At 67.8% G+C, this 19,853-nt stretch carries 25 protein-coding genes; 8 read left to right on the forward strand and 17 right to left on the reverse strand.

Features of this window, described 5'->3' with window-relative positions; all coding sequences use genetic code 11:
- Positions 1-25: 25 nt before the first annotated feature.
- Genes ACZY1G_RS03205 through thiD form a run of 3 tightly spaced genes read right to left on the reverse strand, consistent with a single transcriptional unit; the run spans position 26 to position 2,105 of the window.
- The gene (locus ACZY1G_RS03205) at positions 26-637 is read right to left on the reverse strand and encodes a septum formation family protein (protein ID WP_463813585.1); all 612 of its coding nucleotides are present in this window, start codon (positions 635-637) and stop codon (positions 26-28) included.
- A 15-nt stretch (positions 638-652) separates the two neighbouring features.
- Positions 653-1,261, reverse strand: a complete 609-nt coding sequence (locus tag ACZY1G_RS03210; RefSeq protein ID WP_463821578.1) for an alpha/beta hydrolase family protein — start codon at positions 1,259-1,261, stop codon at positions 653-655.
- Between the two features lie 4 nt (positions 1,262-1,265).
- Positions 1,266-2,105, reverse strand: a complete 840-nt coding sequence (thiD, locus tag ACZY1G_RS03215; RefSeq protein ID WP_463821579.1) for a bifunctional hydroxymethylpyrimidine kinase/phosphomethylpyrimidine kinase — start codon at positions 2,103-2,105, stop codon at positions 1,266-1,268.
- Between the two features lie 241 nt (positions 2,106-2,346).
- On the opposite strand from thiD, the gene ACZY1G_RS03220 reads away from it, so the two are divergent.
- On the forward strand, positions 2,347-4,089 hold the full coding sequence (locus ACZY1G_RS03220; RefSeq protein WP_463821580.1) for an MFS transporter: 1,743 nt from the start codon (positions 2,347-2,349) through the stop codon (positions 4,087-4,089).
- A 69-nt stretch (positions 4,090-4,158) separates the two neighbouring features.
- Positions 4,159-5,097 carry a lysophospholipid acyltransferase family protein gene (locus ACZY1G_RS03225; RefSeq protein WP_463821581.1) on the forward strand — a complete coding sequence of 313 codons (939 nt, stop codon included), beginning with the start codon at positions 4,159-4,161 and terminating at the stop codon, positions 5,095-5,097.
- 18 nt (positions 5,098-5,115) lie between these two features.
- On the opposite strand, the gene ACZY1G_RS03230 is transcribed toward ACZY1G_RS03225, so the two are convergent.
- Entirely contained in the window at positions 5,116-6,672 is a 1,557-nt protein-coding gene (locus ACZY1G_RS03230) for an HNH endonuclease signature motif containing protein (RefSeq protein WP_463821582.1), read from the reverse strand.
- 71 nt (positions 6,673-6,743) lie between these two features.
- Here ACZY1G_RS03230 and ACZY1G_RS03235 point away from each other — a divergent pair, with 71 nt between their 5' ends.
- Positions 6,744-8,042 carry a hypothetical protein gene (locus tag ACZY1G_RS03235; protein ID WP_463821583.1) on the forward strand — a complete coding sequence of 433 codons (1,299 nt, stop codon included), beginning with the start codon at positions 6,744-6,746 and terminating at the stop codon, positions 8,040-8,042.
- On the opposite strand, the gene ACZY1G_RS03240 is transcribed toward ACZY1G_RS03235, so the two are convergent.
- The 6 genes from ACZY1G_RS03240 to ACZY1G_RS03265 are packed head-to-tail and all read right to left on the reverse strand — an operon-like array spanning position 8,013 to position 12,100.
- Positions 8,013-8,606: a hypothetical protein gene (locus ACZY1G_RS03240; RefSeq protein ID WP_463813592.1), complete on the reverse strand. Its 594-nt coding sequence runs from the start codon at positions 8,604-8,606 to the stop codon at positions 8,013-8,015. The two genes, ACZY1G_RS03235 and ACZY1G_RS03240, sit on opposite strands and share 30 nt — an antisense overlap.
- Entirely contained in the window at positions 8,603-9,169 is a 567-nt protein-coding gene (locus ACZY1G_RS03245) for a DUF4352 domain-containing protein (protein ID WP_463813593.1), read from the reverse strand. The genes ACZY1G_RS03240 and ACZY1G_RS03245 overlap by 4 nt, the downstream gene beginning before the upstream one ends.
- Complete coding sequence (locus ACZY1G_RS03250) at positions 9,166-9,792, reverse strand: hypothetical protein (protein WP_463821584.1); 627 nt, start codon at positions 9,790-9,792, stop codon at positions 9,166-9,168. The genes ACZY1G_RS03245 and ACZY1G_RS03250 overlap by 4 nt, the downstream gene beginning before the upstream one ends.
- Positions 9,789-10,604: an exodeoxyribonuclease III gene (locus ACZY1G_RS03255; protein ID WP_463813595.1), complete on the reverse strand. Its 816-nt coding sequence runs from the start codon at positions 10,602-10,604 to the stop codon at positions 9,789-9,791. Before ACZY1G_RS03255 ends, ACZY1G_RS03250 begins: the two co-directional genes overlap by 4 nt.
- A gap of 5 nt (positions 10,605-10,609) precedes the next feature.
- On the reverse strand, positions 10,610-11,503 hold the full coding sequence (locus ACZY1G_RS03260) for an N-acetylglutamate synthase, CG3035 family (RefSeq protein ID WP_463821585.1): 894 nt from the start codon (positions 11,501-11,503) through the stop codon (positions 10,610-10,612).
- 3 nt (positions 11,504-11,506) lie between these two features.
- Entirely contained in the window at positions 11,507-12,100 is a 594-nt protein-coding gene (locus tag ACZY1G_RS03265) for a peptide deformylase (protein ID WP_335329509.1), read from the reverse strand.
- A 137-nt stretch (positions 12,101-12,237) separates the two neighbouring features.
- Between ACZY1G_RS03265 and ACZY1G_RS03270 the strand changes: the two genes are divergently transcribed.
- From ACZY1G_RS03270 to ACZY1G_RS03290, 5 genes are read left to right on the forward strand one after another with little or no spacing between them, the layout of a single operon-like run.
- Positions 12,238-12,555 (forward strand): DUF3263 domain-containing protein, encoded by a 318-nt coding sequence (locus tag ACZY1G_RS03270; protein ID WP_463813597.1) that lies wholly within the window; start codon positions 12,238-12,240, stop codon positions 12,553-12,555.
- A gap of 31 nt (positions 12,556-12,586) precedes the next feature.
- A complete protein-coding gene (locus ACZY1G_RS03275) occupies positions 12,587-13,045 on the forward strand; it encodes a LytR C-terminal domain-containing protein (RefSeq protein ID WP_463821586.1) in 459 nt (152 codons plus the stop codon).
- A gap of 10 nt (positions 13,046-13,055) precedes the next feature.
- Positions 13,056-13,769 (forward strand): superoxide dismutase[Cu-Zn], encoded by a 714-nt coding sequence (sodC, locus tag ACZY1G_RS03280; protein ID WP_463813599.1) that lies wholly within the window; start codon positions 13,056-13,058, stop codon positions 13,767-13,769.
- Positions 13,726-14,889 carry a glutamate--cysteine ligase gene (locus ACZY1G_RS03285; protein ID WP_463813600.1) on the forward strand — a complete coding sequence of 388 codons (1,164 nt, stop codon included), beginning with the start codon at positions 13,726-13,728 and terminating at the stop codon, positions 14,887-14,889. The genes sodC and ACZY1G_RS03285 overlap by 44 nt, the downstream gene beginning before the upstream one ends.
- Position 14,890: 1 nt before the next feature.
- Positions 14,891-15,523, forward strand: coding sequence for an LON peptidase substrate-binding domain-containing protein (locus tag ACZY1G_RS03290; RefSeq protein ID WP_463813601.1), 633 nt, complete (start codon positions 14,891-14,893; stop codon positions 15,521-15,523).
- Here ACZY1G_RS03290 and ACZY1G_RS03295 read toward each other — a convergent pair whose 3' ends face one another.
- The 7 genes from ACZY1G_RS03295 to ACZY1G_RS03325 all read right to left on the reverse strand — a co-directional run bounded on the left by ACZY1G_RS03295 (position 15,524) and on the right by ACZY1G_RS03325 (position 19,840).
- Positions 15,524-16,126, reverse strand: coding sequence for a hypothetical protein (locus ACZY1G_RS03295; RefSeq protein WP_463813602.1), 603 nt, complete (start codon positions 16,124-16,126; stop codon positions 15,524-15,526). It lies immediately after the preceding gene.
- A 128-nt stretch (positions 16,127-16,254) separates the two neighbouring features.
- Complete coding sequence (locus ACZY1G_RS03300) at positions 16,255-17,517, reverse strand: hypothetical protein (protein WP_463821587.1); 1,263 nt, start codon at positions 17,515-17,517, stop codon at positions 16,255-16,257.
- 102 nt (positions 17,518-17,619) lie between these two features.
- Positions 17,620-17,904: a type VII secretion target gene (locus ACZY1G_RS03305; protein ID WP_463821784.1), complete on the reverse strand. Its 285-nt coding sequence runs from the start codon at positions 17,902-17,904 to the stop codon at positions 17,620-17,622.
- A 59-nt stretch (positions 17,905-17,963) separates the two neighbouring features.
- Positions 17,964-18,674, reverse strand: a complete 711-nt coding sequence (locus ACZY1G_RS03310) for an SAM-dependent methyltransferase (RefSeq protein WP_463821588.1) — start codon at positions 18,672-18,674, stop codon at positions 17,964-17,966.
- On the reverse strand, positions 18,655-19,023 hold the full coding sequence (gene mnhG, locus ACZY1G_RS03315) for a monovalent cation/H(+) antiporter subunit G (protein ID WP_463813605.1): 369 nt from the start codon (positions 19,021-19,023) through the stop codon (positions 18,655-18,657). The genes ACZY1G_RS03310 and mnhG overlap by 20 nt, the downstream gene beginning before the upstream one ends.
- On the reverse strand, positions 19,020-19,307 hold the full coding sequence (locus ACZY1G_RS03320; RefSeq protein ID WP_463813606.1) for a monovalent cation/H+ antiporter complex subunit F: 288 nt from the start codon (positions 19,305-19,307) through the stop codon (positions 19,020-19,022). Before ACZY1G_RS03320 ends, mnhG begins: the two co-directional genes overlap by 4 nt.
- Entirely contained in the window at positions 19,304-19,840 is a 537-nt protein-coding gene (locus tag ACZY1G_RS03325) for a Na+/H+ antiporter subunit E (RefSeq protein WP_463813607.1), read from the reverse strand. The genes ACZY1G_RS03320 and ACZY1G_RS03325 overlap by 4 nt, the downstream gene beginning before the upstream one ends.
- Positions 19,841-19,853 lie beyond the last annotated feature (13 nt).

The raw sequence follows: 19,853 nt of genomic DNA on the forward strand, positions 1-19,853 counted from the left end.
ACTAGAGGTCCCGCCAATCGCCCGATCAGCCCTTGATGGAACCGGCGCGCGGCGGGTTCAGCGTCGCCACACAGGTCACCGCGCGATCCCCGCTGGCCCACGTCTCGGCGGTGGGGTACAGCACGTACAGCTGCACGGTGTTGTCGGTCATCGAGGCGGGGGAGTAGCTGGCCAGCTCGGGGCCGCACTTCTCGCTGTAGGCCTCCACGGCGGGCTGGCCGGGGAAGTCACCGTCGGGCATGTTCAGGACGGCGAACACCTCGCCGGCGTGCGTCTGAGCGCAGTCCGTGGTCTGTACCCGCATCACCTTGTCGCCGGTGGGGATCTCCGACAGGCAATCCCCGACCTTGACGTCGGTGGCGGTGACGTTGCCGGAATTGACCACACCCCACACGACCACACCGCCGACGATGACGAGCAGCAGTACCGCGGCGAGGCCGCCCAGAAGCCACCACTTCGTCCGGCTCTTCTTCGGCGGCGGCGGGTACGGGCTCGGATATCCCTGGTAGGGCATCGGAGGGGGCGGTGGCGGCCCGGGGTACTGGGAGTACTGGGGGTACTGCCCGTATCCGTCCGGGCCCTGCGGCGGCGGTCCGTAGGGGGGCGGCGGCGGTGGCGGCCCGGGCGGAGTGCTCACCGGAGTGACGATAGCTCAGCCGAGCAGTCCGAGTGCTGCTTCAACAGCGAGAACGGGCACGTCCAGCGTCTTCGATTTCAGGTCGTGGCGGCCGCCGGTGACCTCCACGATCCGAGTCGGGGCGGAGATCAGCGCCGCCGCTGGACGCAGCTCGTCGAGCGTGCCGAAGGGATCGGCGCTGCCGTGGGTGAACACCGTCGGCGCGGTGATGCGGGGCAGGTGTTCGATGCGGGCCTTCTCCGGCTTGCCCGGCGGGTGCAGCGGATACGAGAACAGGGTCAGCACGTCCAGCGCCAGCCCGTGGTCGGCGACGGCCATCGAGGTGAGCCGGCCGCGGTAGGAGTGCCCGCCGGCGAGTACCGGGCCGTCGGCCAGCGCCCGCACCGCGGCGACGGCCTCGACGATCCCGGCCAGATCGGCGGCCGCTCCAGACGGCGGGCCTTTCGGGCGGCGACGCCGATACGGCAGGTTGTAGCGGACCGCGAGCCAACCGCGGCGGGCCCACTCCTCGCAGACGGCGACGAGCATCGGGGAGTCCCGGTTGCCGCCCGCGCCGTGTGTGAGCGCGACGGTCCCGACGGGAGTCCCGTCCGGCCGGTGGACTATGCCCGCTATCTCATCCATGCCGTCACTTCTCGGTGAGCCGGAACAGGGGCGACACCGGACCGTGGCCGTGGCCGAGCGGATAGGCGGCGCGCAGACATTCGGTGATCCACGTCTTCGCGAACGCCACCGCCTCGGGCATCGGATAACCGTGTGCGAGCGCGGCGGCCGTCGCTGCGGCCAAGGTGTCACCGGCGCCGTGGTCGTGGGGGGTGTCGATGCGGGTGGTGTCGTAGGAGTGGAAGTCGGCGCCGTCGAAGAGCAGGTCGGGGCTGTGTGACGACGCGCGCATGTGGCCGCCTTTGACCAGCGCCCACCGCGGGCCGAGCTCGTGCAGCGCCCGAGCCGCTGCCCGCTGGCTGTCGGGGTCGACGACGTCGATGCCGGTGATCAGGCGGACCTCGTCGAGGTTCGGTGTCACGAGGCTGGCCAGCGGGAACAGCCGCTCCTTCATGGAGCCGAGCGCGCTGGGGTGCAGCAGCGGATCTCCGTGCATCGATGCGCACACCGGGTCGACGACCAGCGGCACCGTGCCGTCGAGCCCGAGCCGGACCCAGGTGTCGGCGACGGTGTCGATGATCTCCGAGGACGCGAGCATGCCGGTCTTGGCGGCCTGGACGCCGATGTCGGTGACCACCGCGTCGATCTGCCCGGCGATGATGTCGAGCGGGATCTCGTGAAAACCCTGGACCCCGACGGAGTTCTGCACCGTCACCGCCGTCATCGCGACCAGGCTGTGCAGGCCGAGCAGCGCCAGCGTGCGCATGTCGGCCTGGATGCCGGCGCCGCCGCCGGAATCGGAACCGGCGATCGTCAGCACCCGCAGCGGGGTCTGGCCCGGTGGTATCAGTGGCAACACGTCCATGAGCATCTCCCTCGCCGGCATTACCCGGTCAGGTTCGTACGGTCGACGGCGCATCAGCCGTCCTCTCAGCGCGCTCGGCGCGCGCTCCCGCGTGGGCGATCCCAACGTAGCCGAATCCCAGGAGTCCAGTGCTCGGGGAATACGGTTTGGCCCTGATGATTTATATAGCTAACATATGTGTTTTCCGGCGCAGGGTCGCGCCGCCCCCGATACGAAACGTGACAGCGAAAAGACGGCAACCATGGCGACGACTGAGACGACGGGCCCGACGATCCCCACCGGTGGCATGAGCGAGACCACCATCCGGCGCACCCGGATGGACCACGAGCACCCCTTCTACAAGTGGATCGTGCTGTCCAACACCACGCTGGGTGTGCTGCTGGCGACGATCAACGCCTCGATCGTGCTGATCTCGCTGCCGGCGATCTTCCGCGGCATCGGGTTGAACCCGCTGGCCCCCGGCAACGTCAGCTACCTGCTGTGGATGCTGATGGGCTACCTCGTCGTCACCGCCGTTCTGGTGGTGCCGTTCGGGCGGCTCGGCGACATGTTCGGCCGCGTGCGGATGTACAACATGGGCTTCGCGGTGTTCACCGTCGCGGCCATCGCGCTCTCGTTCGACCCGTTCCAGCTCGACGGCGGGGCGATCTGGCTCATCGCGTGGCGGGTGGTGCAGGGCGTCGGCGGCGCGATGCTGATGTCGTCGTCCTCGGCGATCCTGACCGACGCATTCCCGGCCAACCAGCGCGGCATGGCGCTGGGCGTGAACATGGTCGCGGCCGTCGCCGGCTCCTTCCTCGGCCTGCTGATCGGTGGCTTCCTGTCCGAGTGGCACTGGAAGGCGATCTTCTGGGTGGGCGTACCGATCGGCATCCTGGGCACGATCTGGAGCGTGCGCTCGCTCAAGGAGCTCGGCGTCCGCAGCCCGGGCAAGCTCGACTGGGCCGGCACGTTCACGTTCGGCATCGGCCTGACCGTGCTGCTGATCGGCATCACCTACGGCATCCAGCCCTACGGCGATTCCACGACCGGCTGGACCAACCCCGCAGTGCTCGGCGCCATCGCGTTCGGGCTCGCGCTGCTCGTCGTGTTCTGCATCGTGGAGCTGCGCGTGAAGCAGCCGATGGTCAACATCCGGCTGTTCCGCTCTGCGTCGTTCGGCATGGGCAACCTCGCCGGGCTGATGTCCTCGGTCGGCCGGGGCGGGCTGCAGTTCATGCTGATCATCTGGCTGCAGGGCATCTGGCTGCCGCTGCACGGCTACAGCTTCGAATCCACGCCGCTATGGGCAGGCATCTACATGCTGCCGATGACGGCCGGGTTCCTGATCGCGGGTCCGCTCGCCGGATCGCTGTCGGACCGCTTCGGTGCGCGGCCGTTCACGGTCGGCGGCATGCTGCTGATGGCCGCGACGTTCGTGGCGCTGGTGATGATCCCGGTGAACTTCGACTACTGGCTGTTCGCGGTGCTGGTGTTCCTCAACGGTCTGGGCGGTGGCATCTTCACCGCACCCAACACCGCGGCGATCATGTCGAGCGTGCCGTCGGCCGAGCGCGGTGCCGCATCCGGCGTGCGCGCGACGTTCTTCAACGCCGGCTCGTCGCTGTCGATCGGCGTGTTCTTCTCGCTGATGATCGTCGGGCTGGCCAACACCCTTCCGTCGGCGCTCAGCAACGGCCTTCAGGCGCAGGGCGTTTCGGCGTCGGTGGCCCACGACGTGGCCAACCTGCCGCCGGTGGGCAGCTTGTTCGCCGCGTTCCTCGGCTACAACCCGATCGCGGAGCTCCTCGAGCCGTCGCACGCGCTGCAGCAGCCGGGTGTCAACGCCGACGTGCTGACGGGCAAGACGTTCTTCCCCGAACTCATCACCGAGCCGTTCCACTCCGGCCTGACGGTGGTGTTCCTCGCCGCCGCCGCGATGATGCTGATCGGTGCCGTCGCCTCGATGTTCAACCCCGGCCGCTACGCCGAGGACCTCGCCTAGAACGACGGCGGTTCGCACACAGCCAACTCCAAGGTGTGATGCGGCGCACTCCGCGGGTATGCGCGCGAGATGACCGCTACTCCAGATACTCGTCCTGGCGAAGTCCGTCGGCAGGCACACGAGAATGCCACTGGTGCTCGTGAGGCAATGGCGGCCAAACGGGCCGAACAAGGTGGCGGATTGTCCGGCTGGGTGGCCCAGCGCGCTGGCGACTGGGATCTGAGCGGCCAAGACGAGACCACGATGCAGCGCCAGAAGTACGTCTGGAACACGCTGGTGGACCATTGGTTCCGGATGGAATTCGACGGGTGGGAGAACCTGCCCGAGGCGCCGGTGCTCCTCGTCGGCATCCACTCCGGTGCGCCGTTCGTCTGGGACGCCTGGACCGTCGGGGTGCAGTGGTGGCGGCGCTTCGGCCAGGCTCGCCCCCTGCACGGCACCGCACACGACGCTCTCATGGCGATTCCGTTGATCGGCAGGTACTTCCGGGCGATGGGCGTGCTTCCGGCCGCCCCGGACTCCATCGCGACAGCATTGGCAGAAGGACGTGATGTCGCGCTATGGCCCGGCGGTGAGGTCGATTCGCTGCGGCCGTGGAGTGAACGTGATGAAGCGAATCTGGCCGGACGCACCGGTTTCGTGAAGATGGCCATCAAGGCCGGTGTCCCGATCGTGCCGATTGCGACGGTCGGTGGTGCCGACGCGATGCCGGTGCTGATCCGCGGGGACGGGCTGGCTCGCACCCTGCGGTTGGATAAATTGCTGCGGCTCAAGGTGTTCCCGCTGGCGGTGTCCCTGCCCTGGGGCATCGCGCCCGCGGCGCTTCCGCAGTTGCCGCTCCCGGCGAAGATCCGGACCCGGCTGATGCCCGCGATCGAAGTCGACCACGATCCGGCGCGAGCCGACGACCAGGCCTACATCGAGCAGAAGTACCGCGAGGTGCAGGACAGCATCCAGCAGGGAATGGACGCGTTGGCGCGGAAGCGTGCCTTCCCGCTGTTCGGCTGACGGCACCGAGGACCGCGCCTAGAAGGGCGGCGGCTCCTGCGGGTCGCTCATCTGTAGCGGAGGCGGCTGCCAATTCGGTGCCAGCTCTTCGGGTTCGATGGGATCGTTGACGAAGCGGGCGAACGGGCTGGTGCTCGGCTTGGTGATGGTGGACTCGCCGTGGAAGAACTCGCGAAAGCGGCGGAACTCATTGCGCCAGCACCGGACCCGGATCTCCTCCCGTGCCGCCCGATTGCGGTGGTGGGTGATCCTGCCGGCGTGACGGGTGGCGCACATCTGGTCCCGCGCCGTGTCCACGGTCTGCGGATCGGGTGTGCGGTGGCGACCGGTGAGATCGGGGAACAGAGCCGCCCCACCGGGAGTGGTGATGTAGTCGTGACCGGTCGGTGAGGTCCACACGATGGTCCCATCGGCCAGTTGCCGATCGCGCCAGCCCTCGTCGAAGGTTTTGCGGCGGTGATGCTCTCGGCAGTAACAGCCGAGATTCTCGGCCACTGTCAACCCGCCGGACGCGGGGTCTGCGTGGTTGAAGGGCTCGGTGTGGTCGATGTCGCATCGCGCGGCGGGCACGGTGCAACCCGGGAAGCGGCAGGTCAGGTCGCGTGTGCGGATGTAGTGGGCGAGCGCGGCGGTGGGCCGGTATCGATGGGCTTGCTCGAGACTGACCTGCGGCAGGGCGATGAGGCGGCGCGTGGCATCGCGAGCGAGTTCACGCACCAGTTCGGCGTCGATCACCCCGTGCCCGGCGAGATAGCCGGGCTGGTCACTGCGCCCGGTGACGGTGTCGGCGGCTGCGACGATATTCAGAACGACCGGCGCGACCGGGGCCGGTGGTTGGTCACGCACCGGGCAGTCCGGTGTGCCGCAGGCGCAGGCCAACTCAAGGCGGCCGTGCCCCAGGGCCTTCAGTGAGTCAGCGCGACGCTGCGTCAATGAGCGCGGATCGCGCGGGCACACCCCGGCGGCCATCGTCGACAGACGCCGATCCAGCACCGCGCCGTCGGCACGACTCAGGCTCGCCCGCACCCGAGCCATCCCGTCGAGATCGGGCCGGACGTCGACACGCCGTTGGTCATAGGCCGCGGTGCGGCGTGCCTTGGCCGCCGCGGCGTCCATCGAGGTGACCACGGCGTCGATCGTGGTGATCAGTTTCTCCCGTGACCAGCACCGCCAGCTGCCGATCTGCTCGGCCAGCGCGGCGTCCACCGCGTTGATCACGTCGTCACGTACCAGCTCGGTGCGCGTGCAGATCAGCTCGGTGGCCCGCCAGTCGATGTGCCCAGCAGCCAACGCTGCGGCGACTGCGGGCAGTCGCACGGCCAGGGTCTCCGCATGCCCGACTAGCACCCGGGCTCCCGCGGCGGTCATGTTCAGGGCCGCCGACACCTCGGTGGCGGTGCGGTTGAACCCGCTCATCACCGCTGCCATGTCTTCTTCGGCGGCCAGCTCCTGCTCGGTCCGCCGGCCCAGCAGCTCGGCGATCGCCGCCAACTTGCGCGCCATCAGCATCGACTCCTGCCGATGGGCGTCGTCGACCGCGGCGACCAGATCACCGTCAGACCATTCTTCGAACACATGTTCGAGTATAGATGCTCCCACCGACACGTCCTCGCGCCAGTTAAAGTGCTCAGCCGAGGGGGTCGCCCATGCTCGGCATCGCGCGGCGGACCGCCGGACTGTGGTGGCGCACCTGGCCTCGGCTGGTCGCCCTGTACCTGGCCGGCTGGTTCGTCCGATACTGGGTGTTGCAGTTCGCGATCTCGATCGGCCTCGATCACGGCGAACTGTGGGGCAGCATCATCATGGCCGTCGTCCCGATCGTCCGCTTGTTGACCTACCTCGGGATGTTCCTCGTCATCCGGTCCGAGACACCCGGTCTCCAACACGTCGACGACGGCGGCGCCGGAGTGCCGCGCGGGGTCATCGACGTGACCCTGACGGCGGTCCTGCCCTTCCTCGTCATCTACACACTGTGGAAACTCGTCGTCGAGGACTTCTACGTCTACTTCACGACCGTCAACATCACGACCGTCTACGAGGGCACGCAGGACCGCGTGGCCCAGGTGGTCAACCACACCGCCGGAGCGCCGCTGATCACCGTCATCGTCGTCGCGTTCCTGCTGCGCCAGCTGATCACCCGCTTCCGCGACCGGCTACCGGCGGCGATGATGCTGCTCGCCGTCTACTTCCAGGTGCTGTGGCTGTTCCTGACCATCCAGGCTTCGTTCGCCGCACTCTTCGGCACCGCCGATTGGATCGCTCAGCGACGAGTCGTCGTGTGGTATAGCGGTATTCGCGAAGAGGTGCTGTCACACCTGGGCGTGATCGGCAGGTTCTACGAATCCCTGACCGCCGCGCTGGGCCCGCTGGCCCAGGTGGTGGCGCTCTCGCTGGCGTGGCTGGCGATCGCGGGTGCCGTGTACGGCACCCCGCTGACCCCGACATGGCAGGGCGGCCGGCGCGCGTTCCTGGGCCACCGCGGCGACGTCGCGGCGGCCCGCGCGATCGACAGGGGCAAGAAGACCCTGCAGCCGCGCTGGCAGCGGATGCCCGCGACGGTCCAGGAGCGGGTCGTCGAGTTCGTGCGCGGACAGCTCGGCATGTTCGGCCCCATCGTCGACGCCGGCCGGTTGATCCTGCACGGCGGCGTGCTACCCATCGCGTTCTTCGTGCTGGTCTACACGGGTCTGGTCGTGCTGGCTCCGGGCAACGCCTACTTCGATCCCACGGTCACCGACGGCTACCTGTTCCGGGCCGTCGCCGTCGCGCTCGGCCCGCACCAGTGGGCCTGGTGGCAGGCCTTCGACGACACGATCCGGCTGGTCATCGACGCCGCCATCGATCCGATCCGGATCTGCCTGGTGGCCGCGACGTACTGGTTCTGTGTCGATCAGGTCCGCGCTCAGCACGCGACGTCAGGTCTGGAACCGGATCACCAGCGGTGACTCGTCATAGCTGGTGAATGCCGGCGCATCGGCGTTCTCGGAGTCGGAGTCAGAGCCGGAGTCAGAGCCGGGTTCGGGTGTCTCGCCCGGCTGCAGCAGCACCTCCACGGCGCTGATCGTGGCACCGTCAGGCACGTACATCGCCACCAGCAGCGGGCCGTCCTGACTGCAGACCGTGGTGAGGTGCTGCCGGTAGGCGAACTGGAACACCGACATGTCGGTCGCCGTCGTCGTCCAGCGCCGTGGTCCCTCGACCATCGACGCCGTGCAGAACTGAAAACCGTTGGGAAGTCCCGCCTGCCGGCCGTCTCTTTCGCGATCGAGCACGTAGCTCGCGAGGCGGCCGCCGTCCGGAGGCTCGCCGGTGGAGGGGAGTGTCACCGGCGTCAGCCGCCACCGCATCCCGAACACGTCAGCCCACTGCCCGGCGGCCACCGACTGCACCGGCCGGGTGTACCCGAGTTGGCGTACCCACTGCTTGTAGGTCACCGTGCCCGCGATCGCCGCGACCATCACCGCGATCACCGCGAACGCCCACCAGTTCGACCTCAGCCAGCGCCTCACGACGCCGCCGCCTTGTCGAGATCCAGCTGCGGCAGCGCATCACCGGGCACCGGCAGCGGCACCGCGATCGCCGAATCCAGCGGCGCGGGCATCGGATTGCCATAACGATCGGCGGTCTTGTTGTACACCAACAACTCTGCCGACGTCGGAACGGAGGGCACCTCGAACGCGACGACGTTGCGCTGCGTCAAACCCGGGGGTGCGTTGCGGGAGAACCCGCTCAGCGGCGATGTGAACCGCCTGCCGTCGGCGGTCAGCTCGAACACCGGCGATTCGGCAGACAGCAGCGGTTCGTAACTGAGCGTCACGACGAGCCATACCCCGTTGGTCGACATCCGCACCGGCACACCGTCGTTGGTGAAGGCCACCACGCGGGCCAGGTGCACGTCGTGCACTGTCACCGCCAGGTTGCGGCCTTCGACGTGCTCGCCGACCGCGCCGGTCACCTCGATCGGTGCCCACGACTGCATCTTGGTGGGCAGCTGCAGCCACAGCCACGTCGCCGCCGCGAGCATCGCTGCCGCGGCCACTACCCGAGCGATGGGGATGAGCCGGCGGGTCACCGGTACGCCTGCGGGGTGAGCGTGAGGTCGCCGTACTCCGAGGCGTCACCGCCGAAATCCTCGGCGATCCGGAACGTCGAGATGAACGACGACATCGCCGGCATGCGGACGCCGATCTGCGGCTCGTCGGCCAACGCGGCGGCGGGCACCGCCCACACGAAGCGGTAATCGGTGGTGAACCCGGGTTCCACGGTCGGCATCGGCTGCCCGTCGCGCAGCCGCACCGCGGTCTTGAAATAGGCTGGAACGCCGGTGATTCCGATGACTCCGGTGATGGCAGATGGTCGCGGACCCGCGCAGTCGCCGTCGGTGCCGATGACGGGGAGCGAGTTCGGCAGGGAGACCGAACGATCCGCGACGCTCTCGATCGTCGCGTCCACCGTGAGGAACCGGCACTGCGCGGTGAGTGTGCGCAGTCCGGCGACACTGGCGGGCAGGGCGGCCGCTCGCACGGTGATGCGCAAGGGGCCGTCGTTATAGGCCTGCCCCATCGCCACGGTCGTCACCCGGTCCGCGGTGTCCAGACCGCCGAACACCGCCGTCGCACCGATCACGATCAGCGCTGCCACCCATTTGAGCCGGCCCAGTGACAGTCGGCGCCAGGGTGACTCGGTGGGCGTCATGACGACGCCAGCGTCACCACAACGGGGGCGTGATCGCTCGGCGATCCGACCCGGTCCTTACCGGTCTTGCGTTCGTCGCGGGCGATCTCGGCATGCTCCACGCGGGCCGCCAGAGCCGGCGAGCCGAGGATGAAGTCGATCCGCATGCCGCGGTTCTTCGGGAAGCGCAGCTGCGTGTAATCCCAGTAGGTGAAGACGCCCGGCCCGGGCGTGAACGACCGCACCACATCGGCGAATCCGGCGTCGACGACGGCGTCGAACGCGGCGCGTTCCGGCCCGGTCACGTGCGTGCTGCCCTCATAGGCCTCGACACTCCACACGTCGTCATCGGTCGGTGCGATGTTCCAGTCACCGACCAGCGCGATCTGCGCAGACGGATCGGCCGTCAACCACGACGACGCCGAATTTCGGAGCGCTGCAAGCCATTCCAACTTGTAGTGATAGTGCGGGTCATCGACGGTGCGGCCGTTGGGCACGTAGAGGCTCCACACCCGCACCCCGCCGCACGTCGCGCCCAACGCCCGCGCCTCGGCGGCTGCGCCGGGATCGTCGCCCCACACAGGCTGACCGTCGAAGCCCACCGTGACGTCGTCGACGCCGACGCGCGACGCGATGGCCACCCCGTTCCACTGGCTGAACCCGCAGTGCACCACCTCGTACCCGAGCGCCGCGAACGGCATTGTCGGGAACTGCTCGTCGGAGCACTTGGTCTCCTGCATCGCAAGCACGTCGACGTCCGCGCGCTCCAGCCAATCGGTGACCCGATCGACCCGGGCGCGAATCGAATTGACGTTCCACGTCGCCAACCGCATGCCGTTCACAGTAGATCCTCGGCACGCACATAGCGGGAGCGATGGTGCAGCGTGAAGCCTATCTGTTCGTACAGCCGCCGAGCGCCGTCGTTGTCCGCGACCACCTGCACATAGGCCCGCGTCGCGCCGCGCGCGCCGGCCCACCCGAGCAGCCCTTCACACAACCGGCGGGCCAGGCCCTGGCGGCGGGCCGAGGTGACGACGTGCACCGCCGACACGCCTGCCCAGCGGGTGCCGTCCGGCGCCTCGGTGACCGCGACCCGGCCCACCGCGGCACCGGCCAATGCACCGAACCCGACCTCGCCGTCCACCACCGCGGTCAGTACCGCTGCTGGCACGTCGCGCTGGTACAGCGTCAGCCAGGCGTCGTCGGGCACGGCGGACACACTGACCTGACCGGGATCGCCCGGCTCGACATCCGCTGTCATGACCAGGTTCTCCGCGTCGGTGGGCACCCCATCGGGAATGCGGAACAGCCGATCCGGTGCGGAGATCAGCGCGGGCAGCCCGCGTGCGGCATACCAATCGGCCACGGCGGCGATCTCGGCGTGGGACGTGAACTGCAGTGGCACAGCCGAATTGGCCCGCCGCGTGACACCGTCGCCGAATCGTAGGAACCAGCCGTCCAGCCACTCCTGCTCGGTGCCGGGCCAGGCGAGCGCTGCCGCGTGCTCGAGATTGCGGATCGCCCCGGCGCGCACCGGCTGCTCGGGAACCACCCGGAACGCGACGACGTCGTCACGGGAGATCGTCACCAGCTCACCGTGGCGGGTGCGCACCGAGACCGCGGGCTCGACCCCCTCGACGTGACCGATCACATCGGTGAACGGGCGCGCCTCGTCCGCCGGGAGGCGGTAGCGCAGGCTCACCCGGGCGCCGAGCGGTGGCAGCTGCGGCACGGCTCAGTGACCGAACGGATCAGGATCCTTGCCCGGCAGCCACGTCAGACCGGGGACGCCCCAGCCGTGCGACTTGACTGCCCGCTTCGCGCTGCGGGCGTTGCGGCCGACCAGCCGGTCCAGATAAAGGAAGCCGTCCAAATGCCCCGTCTCGTGCTGGAGCATGCGGGCGAACAGGTCCTCGCCCTCCAACGTGATCGGTGTGCCGTCGGCGTCGAGGCCCGTCACGCGCGCCCAGGACGCACGCCCGGTCGGGAAGGACTCGCCGGGCACCGACAGGCAGCCCTCGTCGTCGTCCTCGGGGTCGGGCATCGTCTCGGGGACCTCGGAGGTCTCCAGCACCGGGTTGACGACGACGCCGCGGCGCCGCAGTGTCTTGCCGCGGGCGTCGGCGCAGTCATAGACGAAGACCCGCTTGGCGACGCCGATCTGATTGGCGGCCAACCCCACTCCGTTCGCGGCGTCCATGGTGTCGTAGAGATCGGTGATGAGATCGGCGAGATCGGCGGGCAGAGACCCGTCGTCACCGACGGGGATCGGCTCGGTGGCGTTGTGGAGAACCGGGTCTCCCACGATGCAGATCGGTCGAACGGCCATGCCGGAAATCTTAGGGTGGCCCGCGTGGGCGCCGACTCGCGGTCATTGATGCCGATGTCCGTGACCGAGCCGTGATTGAATACCACCCGAAACCACACTGGTGTCATTTCGATCGTTGGAAAGGTCCAAGAGGCGATATGGACGGCGCGATCGCGCGGAGTGAGAAGTCAGGGGACTCCGCACACGGCGCTGAACCCGCCGACGGTCTGACCCGTCGGGAACACGACATCCTGGCGTTCGAGCGGCAGTGGTGGAAGTACGCCGGATCCAAAGAAGACGCCATCAAGGAGCTCTTCTCGATGTCCGCGACCCGCTACTACCAGGTGCTCAACGCGCTGGTGGATCGGCCAGAGGCACTGGCGGCAGATCCGATGCTGGTCAAGCGGCTGCGCAGGCTGCGTGCGAGCCGGCAGAAGGCGCGCGCGGCGCGGCGCCTCGGCTTCGACGTGACCTGACGCCATCGGCGAGCCGATACAGTAGGCGCCGATGAACCAGCGAGAATCCTCGGGACTGCCGATCCGGGCCATGGTGATGGTCCTTCTCTTCCTCGGCGTGGTGTTCCTGCTCGTCGGCTTCCAGTCGATGGGCGGCAGCGACGACGACTCCGGCAGCAACTCGATCGCGACGTCGATCACCAGCACCCCCACCACATCGTCGAGCACTGCCGCGCCGGCGAAAGCCGAGGTGCGGGTGTTCAACATCTCGTCCACCGAGGGCGCCGCGCAGAGCACCGCCGACCGGCTGCGCGAGGCGGGCTGGAACGTGACCGAGACGGGCAACCTGACGCTGCCGGACACGACGGTCACCACGGTGTTCTTCAGCGATGCCCCCGGTGAACAGCAGGCCGCCGAGGAGGTGGGCCGGTTACTGGAAGCGCCGGTGGCGCCACGGCTGCCCGAGCTGACAGAGCAGCCACCGGGCGTGATCGTCGCGGTCACCGGTTAGGCTCGTGCACATGCGCAGGACCGTCGCCGCCGCCACCTTGTTCGCAGCGCCCGCACTCGCGTTGGCCGCCTGTTCGCCTCCGGGCGACGTGCCCACCGATGCGCCGGGCACGACGCCCCCGGTCTGGACCGGTGCGCCGTCGCCGTCGTCGTCGGCCGGCGAGGAAGGCTCGGGTGAGGCTCAGGGTCAGGCCCCGGCCGCCGGCGGGGAGACGTTGAAGGCCGATCTCAAGACCGCCGACGGCACCACCGTCGCGACCGCCGACATCGCGTTCTCCGGTGGGTACGCCACCGTGACCGTGCAGACCTCGGCGACCAGCCAGCTCACTCCCGGCTTCCACGGCCTGCACATCCACTCGGTGGGCAAGTGCGAGGCCAACTCGGTCGCCCCGACCGGCGGCGCCCCGGCGAACTTCAACTCCGCGGGCGGCCATCTGCAGGTGCCCGGCCACAGCGGTCATCCCGCCAGCGGCGACCTCGCGTCGCTGCAGGTGCGCGAAGACGGCTCGGCCAAGCTCATCACCACCACCGATGCCTTCACCGCCGACCAACTTCTCGGCGGCGCCGGAACGGCCATCATCATCCACGAGAAGGCCGACAACTTCGCCAACATCCCGCCGGAGCGCTACCAGCAGGTCAACGGCGCGCCGCCGCCGGATCAGACCACCCTGGCGACCGGCGATGCCGGAGCTCGGGTGGCGTGCGGTGTCATCACTCGGGGCTGACCGTCGGGCCGACCGCATCGACTTCGCCGGGTCCGCCCGGCCGACACTCGGTGTCGAGTGGGAGTTCGCGCTCGTCGACGCGCAGACACGCGACCTGAGCAACGAGGCCGCCTCGGTGATCGCCGAAGTCGGCGAGAACCCGCGCGTGCACAAGGAATTGCTGCGCAACACCATCGAGGTCGTCACCGGGGTGTGCGACAGCACCCCCGAGGCGATGGACGATCTGCGTGCCACCTTGCGACCCGTGCGCGACATCGTGCGCGGCCGCGGCATGGAGCTGTTCTGCGCGGGCACCCACCCGTTCGCGAAATGGTCGGCGCAGCAGCTGACCGACGGACGCCGCTACGCCGAGCTGATCAAGCGCACCCAGTGGTGGGGTCGGCAGATGCTGATCTGGGGCGTGCACGTGCACGTCGGAATCTCCTCGGCGCACAAGGTGATGCCGATCATCACCTCGCTGCTCGACTACTACCCGCACCTGCTCGCGCTGTCGTCGTCGTCGCCGTTCTGGGACGGTGAGGACACCGGCTATGCCAGCAACCGCGCGATGATGTTCCAGCAGCTGCCGACCGCGGGCCTGCCGTTCCACTTCCAGGAGTGGCGCGAGTTCGAAGGCTTCGTCGCCGATCAGAAGAAGACCGGCATCATCGACCACATGAACGAGATCCGTTGGGACATCCGGCCTTCCCCGCATCTCGGGACGGTGGAGGTGCGGATCTTCGACGGGGTGTCGAACCTGAAGGAACTCGCGGCGCTGGTCGCTCTGACGCACTGCCTCATCGTCGACCTCGACCGCCGACTTGACGCGGGGGAAACGCTTCCGGTGATGCCGCCGTGGCATGTGCAGGAGAACAAGTGGCGCGCAGCGCGTTACGGGCTGGACGCCATCATCATCCTCGACTCCGACAGCAACGAGCGGCTGGTCACCGAGGATCTCGATGAGCAGCTCGAGCGGCTGACGCCCGTGGCCCGATCGCTGGGTTGTGTCGACGAACTCGCCTCCGTCGCCGACATCTACCGCGACGGCGCCTCCTACCAACGTCAGCGGCGGATCGCCGAAGAGACCGACGGGGATCTGCGCGCCGTCGTCGACGGGTTGATCGCCGAGCTGGTGATCTGACGTGCCGACGATCCCGATGTTCCCGCTCGAGGTGGCCATGCTGCCGGGAGAGACGTTGCCGCTGAAGATCTTCGAACCGCGCTACTCGGCGCTGGTGCAGGCGTGCCTGGCCGTGCAGGACCCCGCGTTCGGCGTGGTGCTGATCGCTGCGGGCCGGGAGGTCGGCGGTGGTGACAGCCGCAGCGACGTCGGCACCGTCGCGCACATCACCGAGTACCAGGACCTCGGCGCCGGTCAGTACGTGATGAAATGCGCCATGAGAGAACGGTTTCGGGTTCTCGAATGGTTACCAGACGCACCGTATCCACGGGCGGTGATCGAGCTGTGGCCCGACGAGCCGGGCGCGACGGTGACCGCCGATTCGATCCGAGAGATCGAGGACCGGATGGTGTCGCTCTTCGAGAGGATCGCCGCGGCGCGGGGCGCCGAGGTGAACGCGCGCGACATCGTGGTCGGTGCAGACGAATCCGGCGACGCGGCACTGTGGTTGTACGCGTTGACCGCTCGGCTGCCGATGGGCCAGGCTGACCGCTACTCGATACTCGCCGCGCCGACGGTGGCCGACCGGGTGGCCGCGCTGTCCGAAGCCGTCGACACCGTCACCGCGATGGTGGAGTTCCAACTCTCGGAGTGATCACTCGCTACTAAAGTCGTGGCCTCGCAGACGCTGCAGTGCCCGGCCGTCGGTGAGTTCGTCGCGCGACTCGGGATGCAGCCAGTAGTGGCGCACCATCCAGTAGAGGGCGGGACCACTCGAGGCGAACCGATCGGCGTTGGCAACGACGAGCGGCTTGCCGTCGCCCAGACTGAAGACGATCGGATTCCGCGCTTTGGTGTCCGCGTGATCGGTGATGGCTTGTATCTCGTTCCATCGCGCGACACGCGTGCGGAGAGTGTCGCCAAAAGCAATGCCTTCCAGGCCGATCCGCAAGTATCCAGTTTCTCGGCTCCGCGCGAAAGCCAACAGTCCAAGTACCGAGAGAACCAGTAGAGAAACGAGAAGATAGCGGCTGACTGCCGATACGGATCCGAACCACACGGTGAACGACGAGCCGACGACGCCGCCGACGAGGGCACCGCCCCACGTCCGTGCGATGGCTGGGTGAAGGCGTACCGTGGTACCCGAATCACTCCACCCGGCATACGTCTTCGCCGACGCCTTGAAGGTCAGCACGAGGGCAACCACGCCGCCAGTGCAGAACACCGCAAGTCCTGCCGAACCGAGCGTGCCGGTCAAGGACGCGCGCTGCGCAGCTAGGAGTGTCTGGACCCAGAATTGGATGGACCCTCCTATGAGCACGGCGACGCCTAACCAAGCAAGGGGCGACAGGCCAGGAGACCAGTTCGGCGGCGGCGTCACTCGATTCATGAGCCACAAAGCACTTCGCCGACCCTCTTGCCCACAGACGTCATCCACGAGCCTGCAGCCACCGACGACACGACAGCAAGGCCCACTGTGCTGCCCGGGATCGGAATGGGCGCGCCCACGGCTGCGCCGCCCGCGGCTCCGGCTGCATTGCCTGCGAGGCCGAACGTGCTGGCGAAGACCGACACGCACTTGTCAGCGGGGGTCGGGGCCCGCAAGAAGTCATACATCGCAGTCATTGTGCCCAGCGCCATACCACCGTATTTCGCTCCGGCCCCGACCTTCTCGACCGCATCCATCGACAGCATGGGAACCTTGCCGCCGTCATCAACGTGGGCTTCCACTCCAGTCAGCACTTGGCCGATGCTTTCCGGTACGGACGTGAGCAGCGGGCTGTCCGGTGGAATCACGGCGCTCCTGCCGTCGGGAAGGTTGATCGACGCTGACACAACACCTTCCGGTGTCTCGCTCACAACATACTGGGTGCCGTCAGCCCAGTTCATGATCGTTCTCTTGTATCCACCCGAAGTTCGAGTCGAGCTGCTCCGCGAAATGATGTTTCCGTTCGCGTCTATGTGCTCCTCCTCGACCATGTCCGGAACGCCGCGGTCGTAGTCCTCTTCGTACTCTGTGATGACATGCCGGCTGCCATCCTGCATGATCAGTGTCTTTTCGAAGTGGCCCTGCTCGTTGTAACGGGATCGCGTTTCCTGAACCGTCGTACCCATCTCCTCGCCACGCACCGTCGCCTGCTGCAGGAAGCCCAACGCGTTGTTCGGATTCGGAACATCGTCGGCGGGACGTTGAGCAGCGGGCACCATCAGTCCTGGTAGTCCGCCGCCAGGCGGGGTGAGGCCGAATGGCTTCGCGGCTGCCATCACAGAGTCGGCCGTCGCGGTGTCGGCATCGCCGACGGCGAGCAGCAGATGGTTGACTTCGGCCTGTTCGGTGGCGACGAGCTTCATCAATTGGGAAATCTCGTCGGCGGATTGCGAGCCCGGATCGATGAGTACGACCCAGCCCTCCGTGACGTACAGTGGTCCTCTATCGATATCGTCAGCCTTGTGCAGCAGTGCTTTCCGCGCAGCACCGATCATTTCGGCGCCTGCCCCGAGAGCTTCGGCGATCGCAGCGGTGTACTCGCTGAATTCGACAGAGCTGTGATGTGCGCGGTCGAACATCTCGGACGCGGCGTCATGGGCCGGCCCCTCCCATGCCCTCGTTTCCGGCATGATCGCCAATTGAACCTTCACGCGGTCCACCGCACCCTCCACGGATTCTCCGGAGGAGCGAACGTCCGAACCGGTAAATCTCAGCGCGTCGGGGTTCCAGCTCTCGAGGCGAGAGCGTGACGGGAGCACGAGTCAGAAGATTCCCTTGAAGCTTCCGGCCAGATCGGCATCCGTGACCTCATAGGCCTTCCCCGCGCCTCGCACCGCCTGTCCCATCTTGTCGACGTTCGCGGCGATGGCGTCGGCTTGTGTGGCGACATGTCCGCCGACGAGCCGCGCGGCCCACTCGGTCGTAGAACCTGCCAGCCCCGCGGCCGCCTCTGTTACCTTCCCACCCACGTCCGCGCCGCGGATTGACGTTGAAGCTGTCTCCACCTGGCTCGCAAACGCGCGCAGGATGTCGGGATCCACCATCAAGGTCACATTTTCAGAGATTACTGCAGACCCGGCACGGGTCCCGACGCCAATTACCTGACTTATAGCAGAACGGCGTGTAGGAACGTGTACGCGGGCGCGTCCTCGTGCGCCCGGTGATAGCGCCGCATGGCATCGCGGGCGTCGGTCGAGCGCACGTCCCATCGGTGACAGCACAACGCCTGTGCCACTTCGGCATTCGCGACCTCCACGCCGAGGTGGCTTCCCCGGGCGCTGTAAAGCGTGATCTGCTCGATCAGCGTTTCTACTGCATCGTCGGCCAGGTTCGGCACCACGCTCTCCGCCAGCCACGCCGTCGGCTCGTTGTGGTCGAAACCGGCCTCCCGCAATGCTTTCGGCCAGTCATCGGTCCCATTGGCAGGCACCGGTACGTACTTGGCACCTAACTGCGCGTCGGAGGCGTCCATGATCCGTGTCTTGTGTGCCAGCACCACAGGCTCGTCGACGTCGAAGACCAACGCGTCGCTCAGCCACGGCAGTCGCCATGCCCGCGTGTCCAGGCCTGCGTCCAGCACCACCACCTGCGACACCCCCGCCGCCCCGGCGGCCAGGATGTAGTCGTCGAACCATTTGGTGCGCGCCGCCGAATATCCCGGCCCCGATGCAGGCAGCTCGACCTGCCCCGCGCCGACCAGCAGCAGATGTGCGTACGGATCGGTGAACAGCGGATGGTCGGCCTCGGTCTCCGCGGCGCGGACCGCAGCGGCACTCAGGGCAGTGCGACCCTGCTGGTCACCGCTGGGGCGCATCATGGCCGCCGGGTTCCCTGTCCTCGGCGAAATCATGCATCTCGTCGGTGGTCATCAGATCGTCGCGGACGTTCTGCTCGCGGTAGGCGAGCTGGCCCACCCGGTTCGCGATCACCGGTGCGGTGATCGCGGTGAACAGCCCGGTCAGGATCAGCATGCCCACGTCGACGTGACCACGCAGCCGCAGCGCCGCGCCGAGCAGCACGAGCAGGAGTCCGAGCACCTGGGGCTTGGTGGCAGCGTGCATGCGCGACAGCGTGTCGGGGAAGCGGACCACACCGATCGCCGCCGTCAGAGCGAGCGCTGATCCGCTGAGAATCAGGATCGCGGCGACGATATCGAAGGCGTTCATCGCGCCGGCCCCTTCTCCGCCGGGTCGGCGACGTCGGGGACGCGGAACCGGGCGACACTGACCGAGCCGACGAACGTGATCAACGCCAGCGCGGTCAGGCTGTAGGTGACCGTGGTGTCCAGACTGAATGCCGCCCACGTACCGATCGCGCACATCGCAACGGCGACGAGGGTGTCCAACGCGACCAGTCGGTCAAGGGTGGTCGGACCCAACAGCATCCGGAACATGGTGGCCAACGCTGCAGCCGACAGCATGGCGCCCGCGATGATCCACACGACGGTCACAGCGCGTCCTCCTTCTGCGCGGAAGGTCGCCAGTCGCTGTCCCGCTCGAACGAGGCGACCAACAGCTTCTGCAGGTTCGCCACCTGCCGGTAGAACCGCGCCACAGTGCGGTCGGAGCCGACGTCGAGCACGTGCACATAGATCATCCGACGCGGTTGGTCGATCTCGAGCACGATGGTGCCCGGCGTCAGGTTGATGATGTTGACCGCCAGCACCAACACCAGATCGGATTTGATCGCCAGGTGCACCCGCAGCACCGCGGTCAGCGGCGGGGGCCCCGGCTTCAGCGCGAGCGCGGCGACCTGCACCGACGAGCTGAGCAGGTAGTAGACGACCGTCACCATCAGACGCAGCAGCGGGATCGGGTGCAGCCTGCCCTCGACGGGAACCGGCGGCAACGGCAACAGCAGCGTGATCACCAACGCGACCAGCAGGCCGGACAGGATGTTGGCCGCAGACACGGTGCCCCACAGCAGAACCCACACCAGGATCAGCCAGCACACCATCCAGACCCGCAGCGCGATGGTCCTCACTGATTCTCTACTC

Source organism: Mycobacterium sp. IDUB_5, from assembly GCF_055419565.1.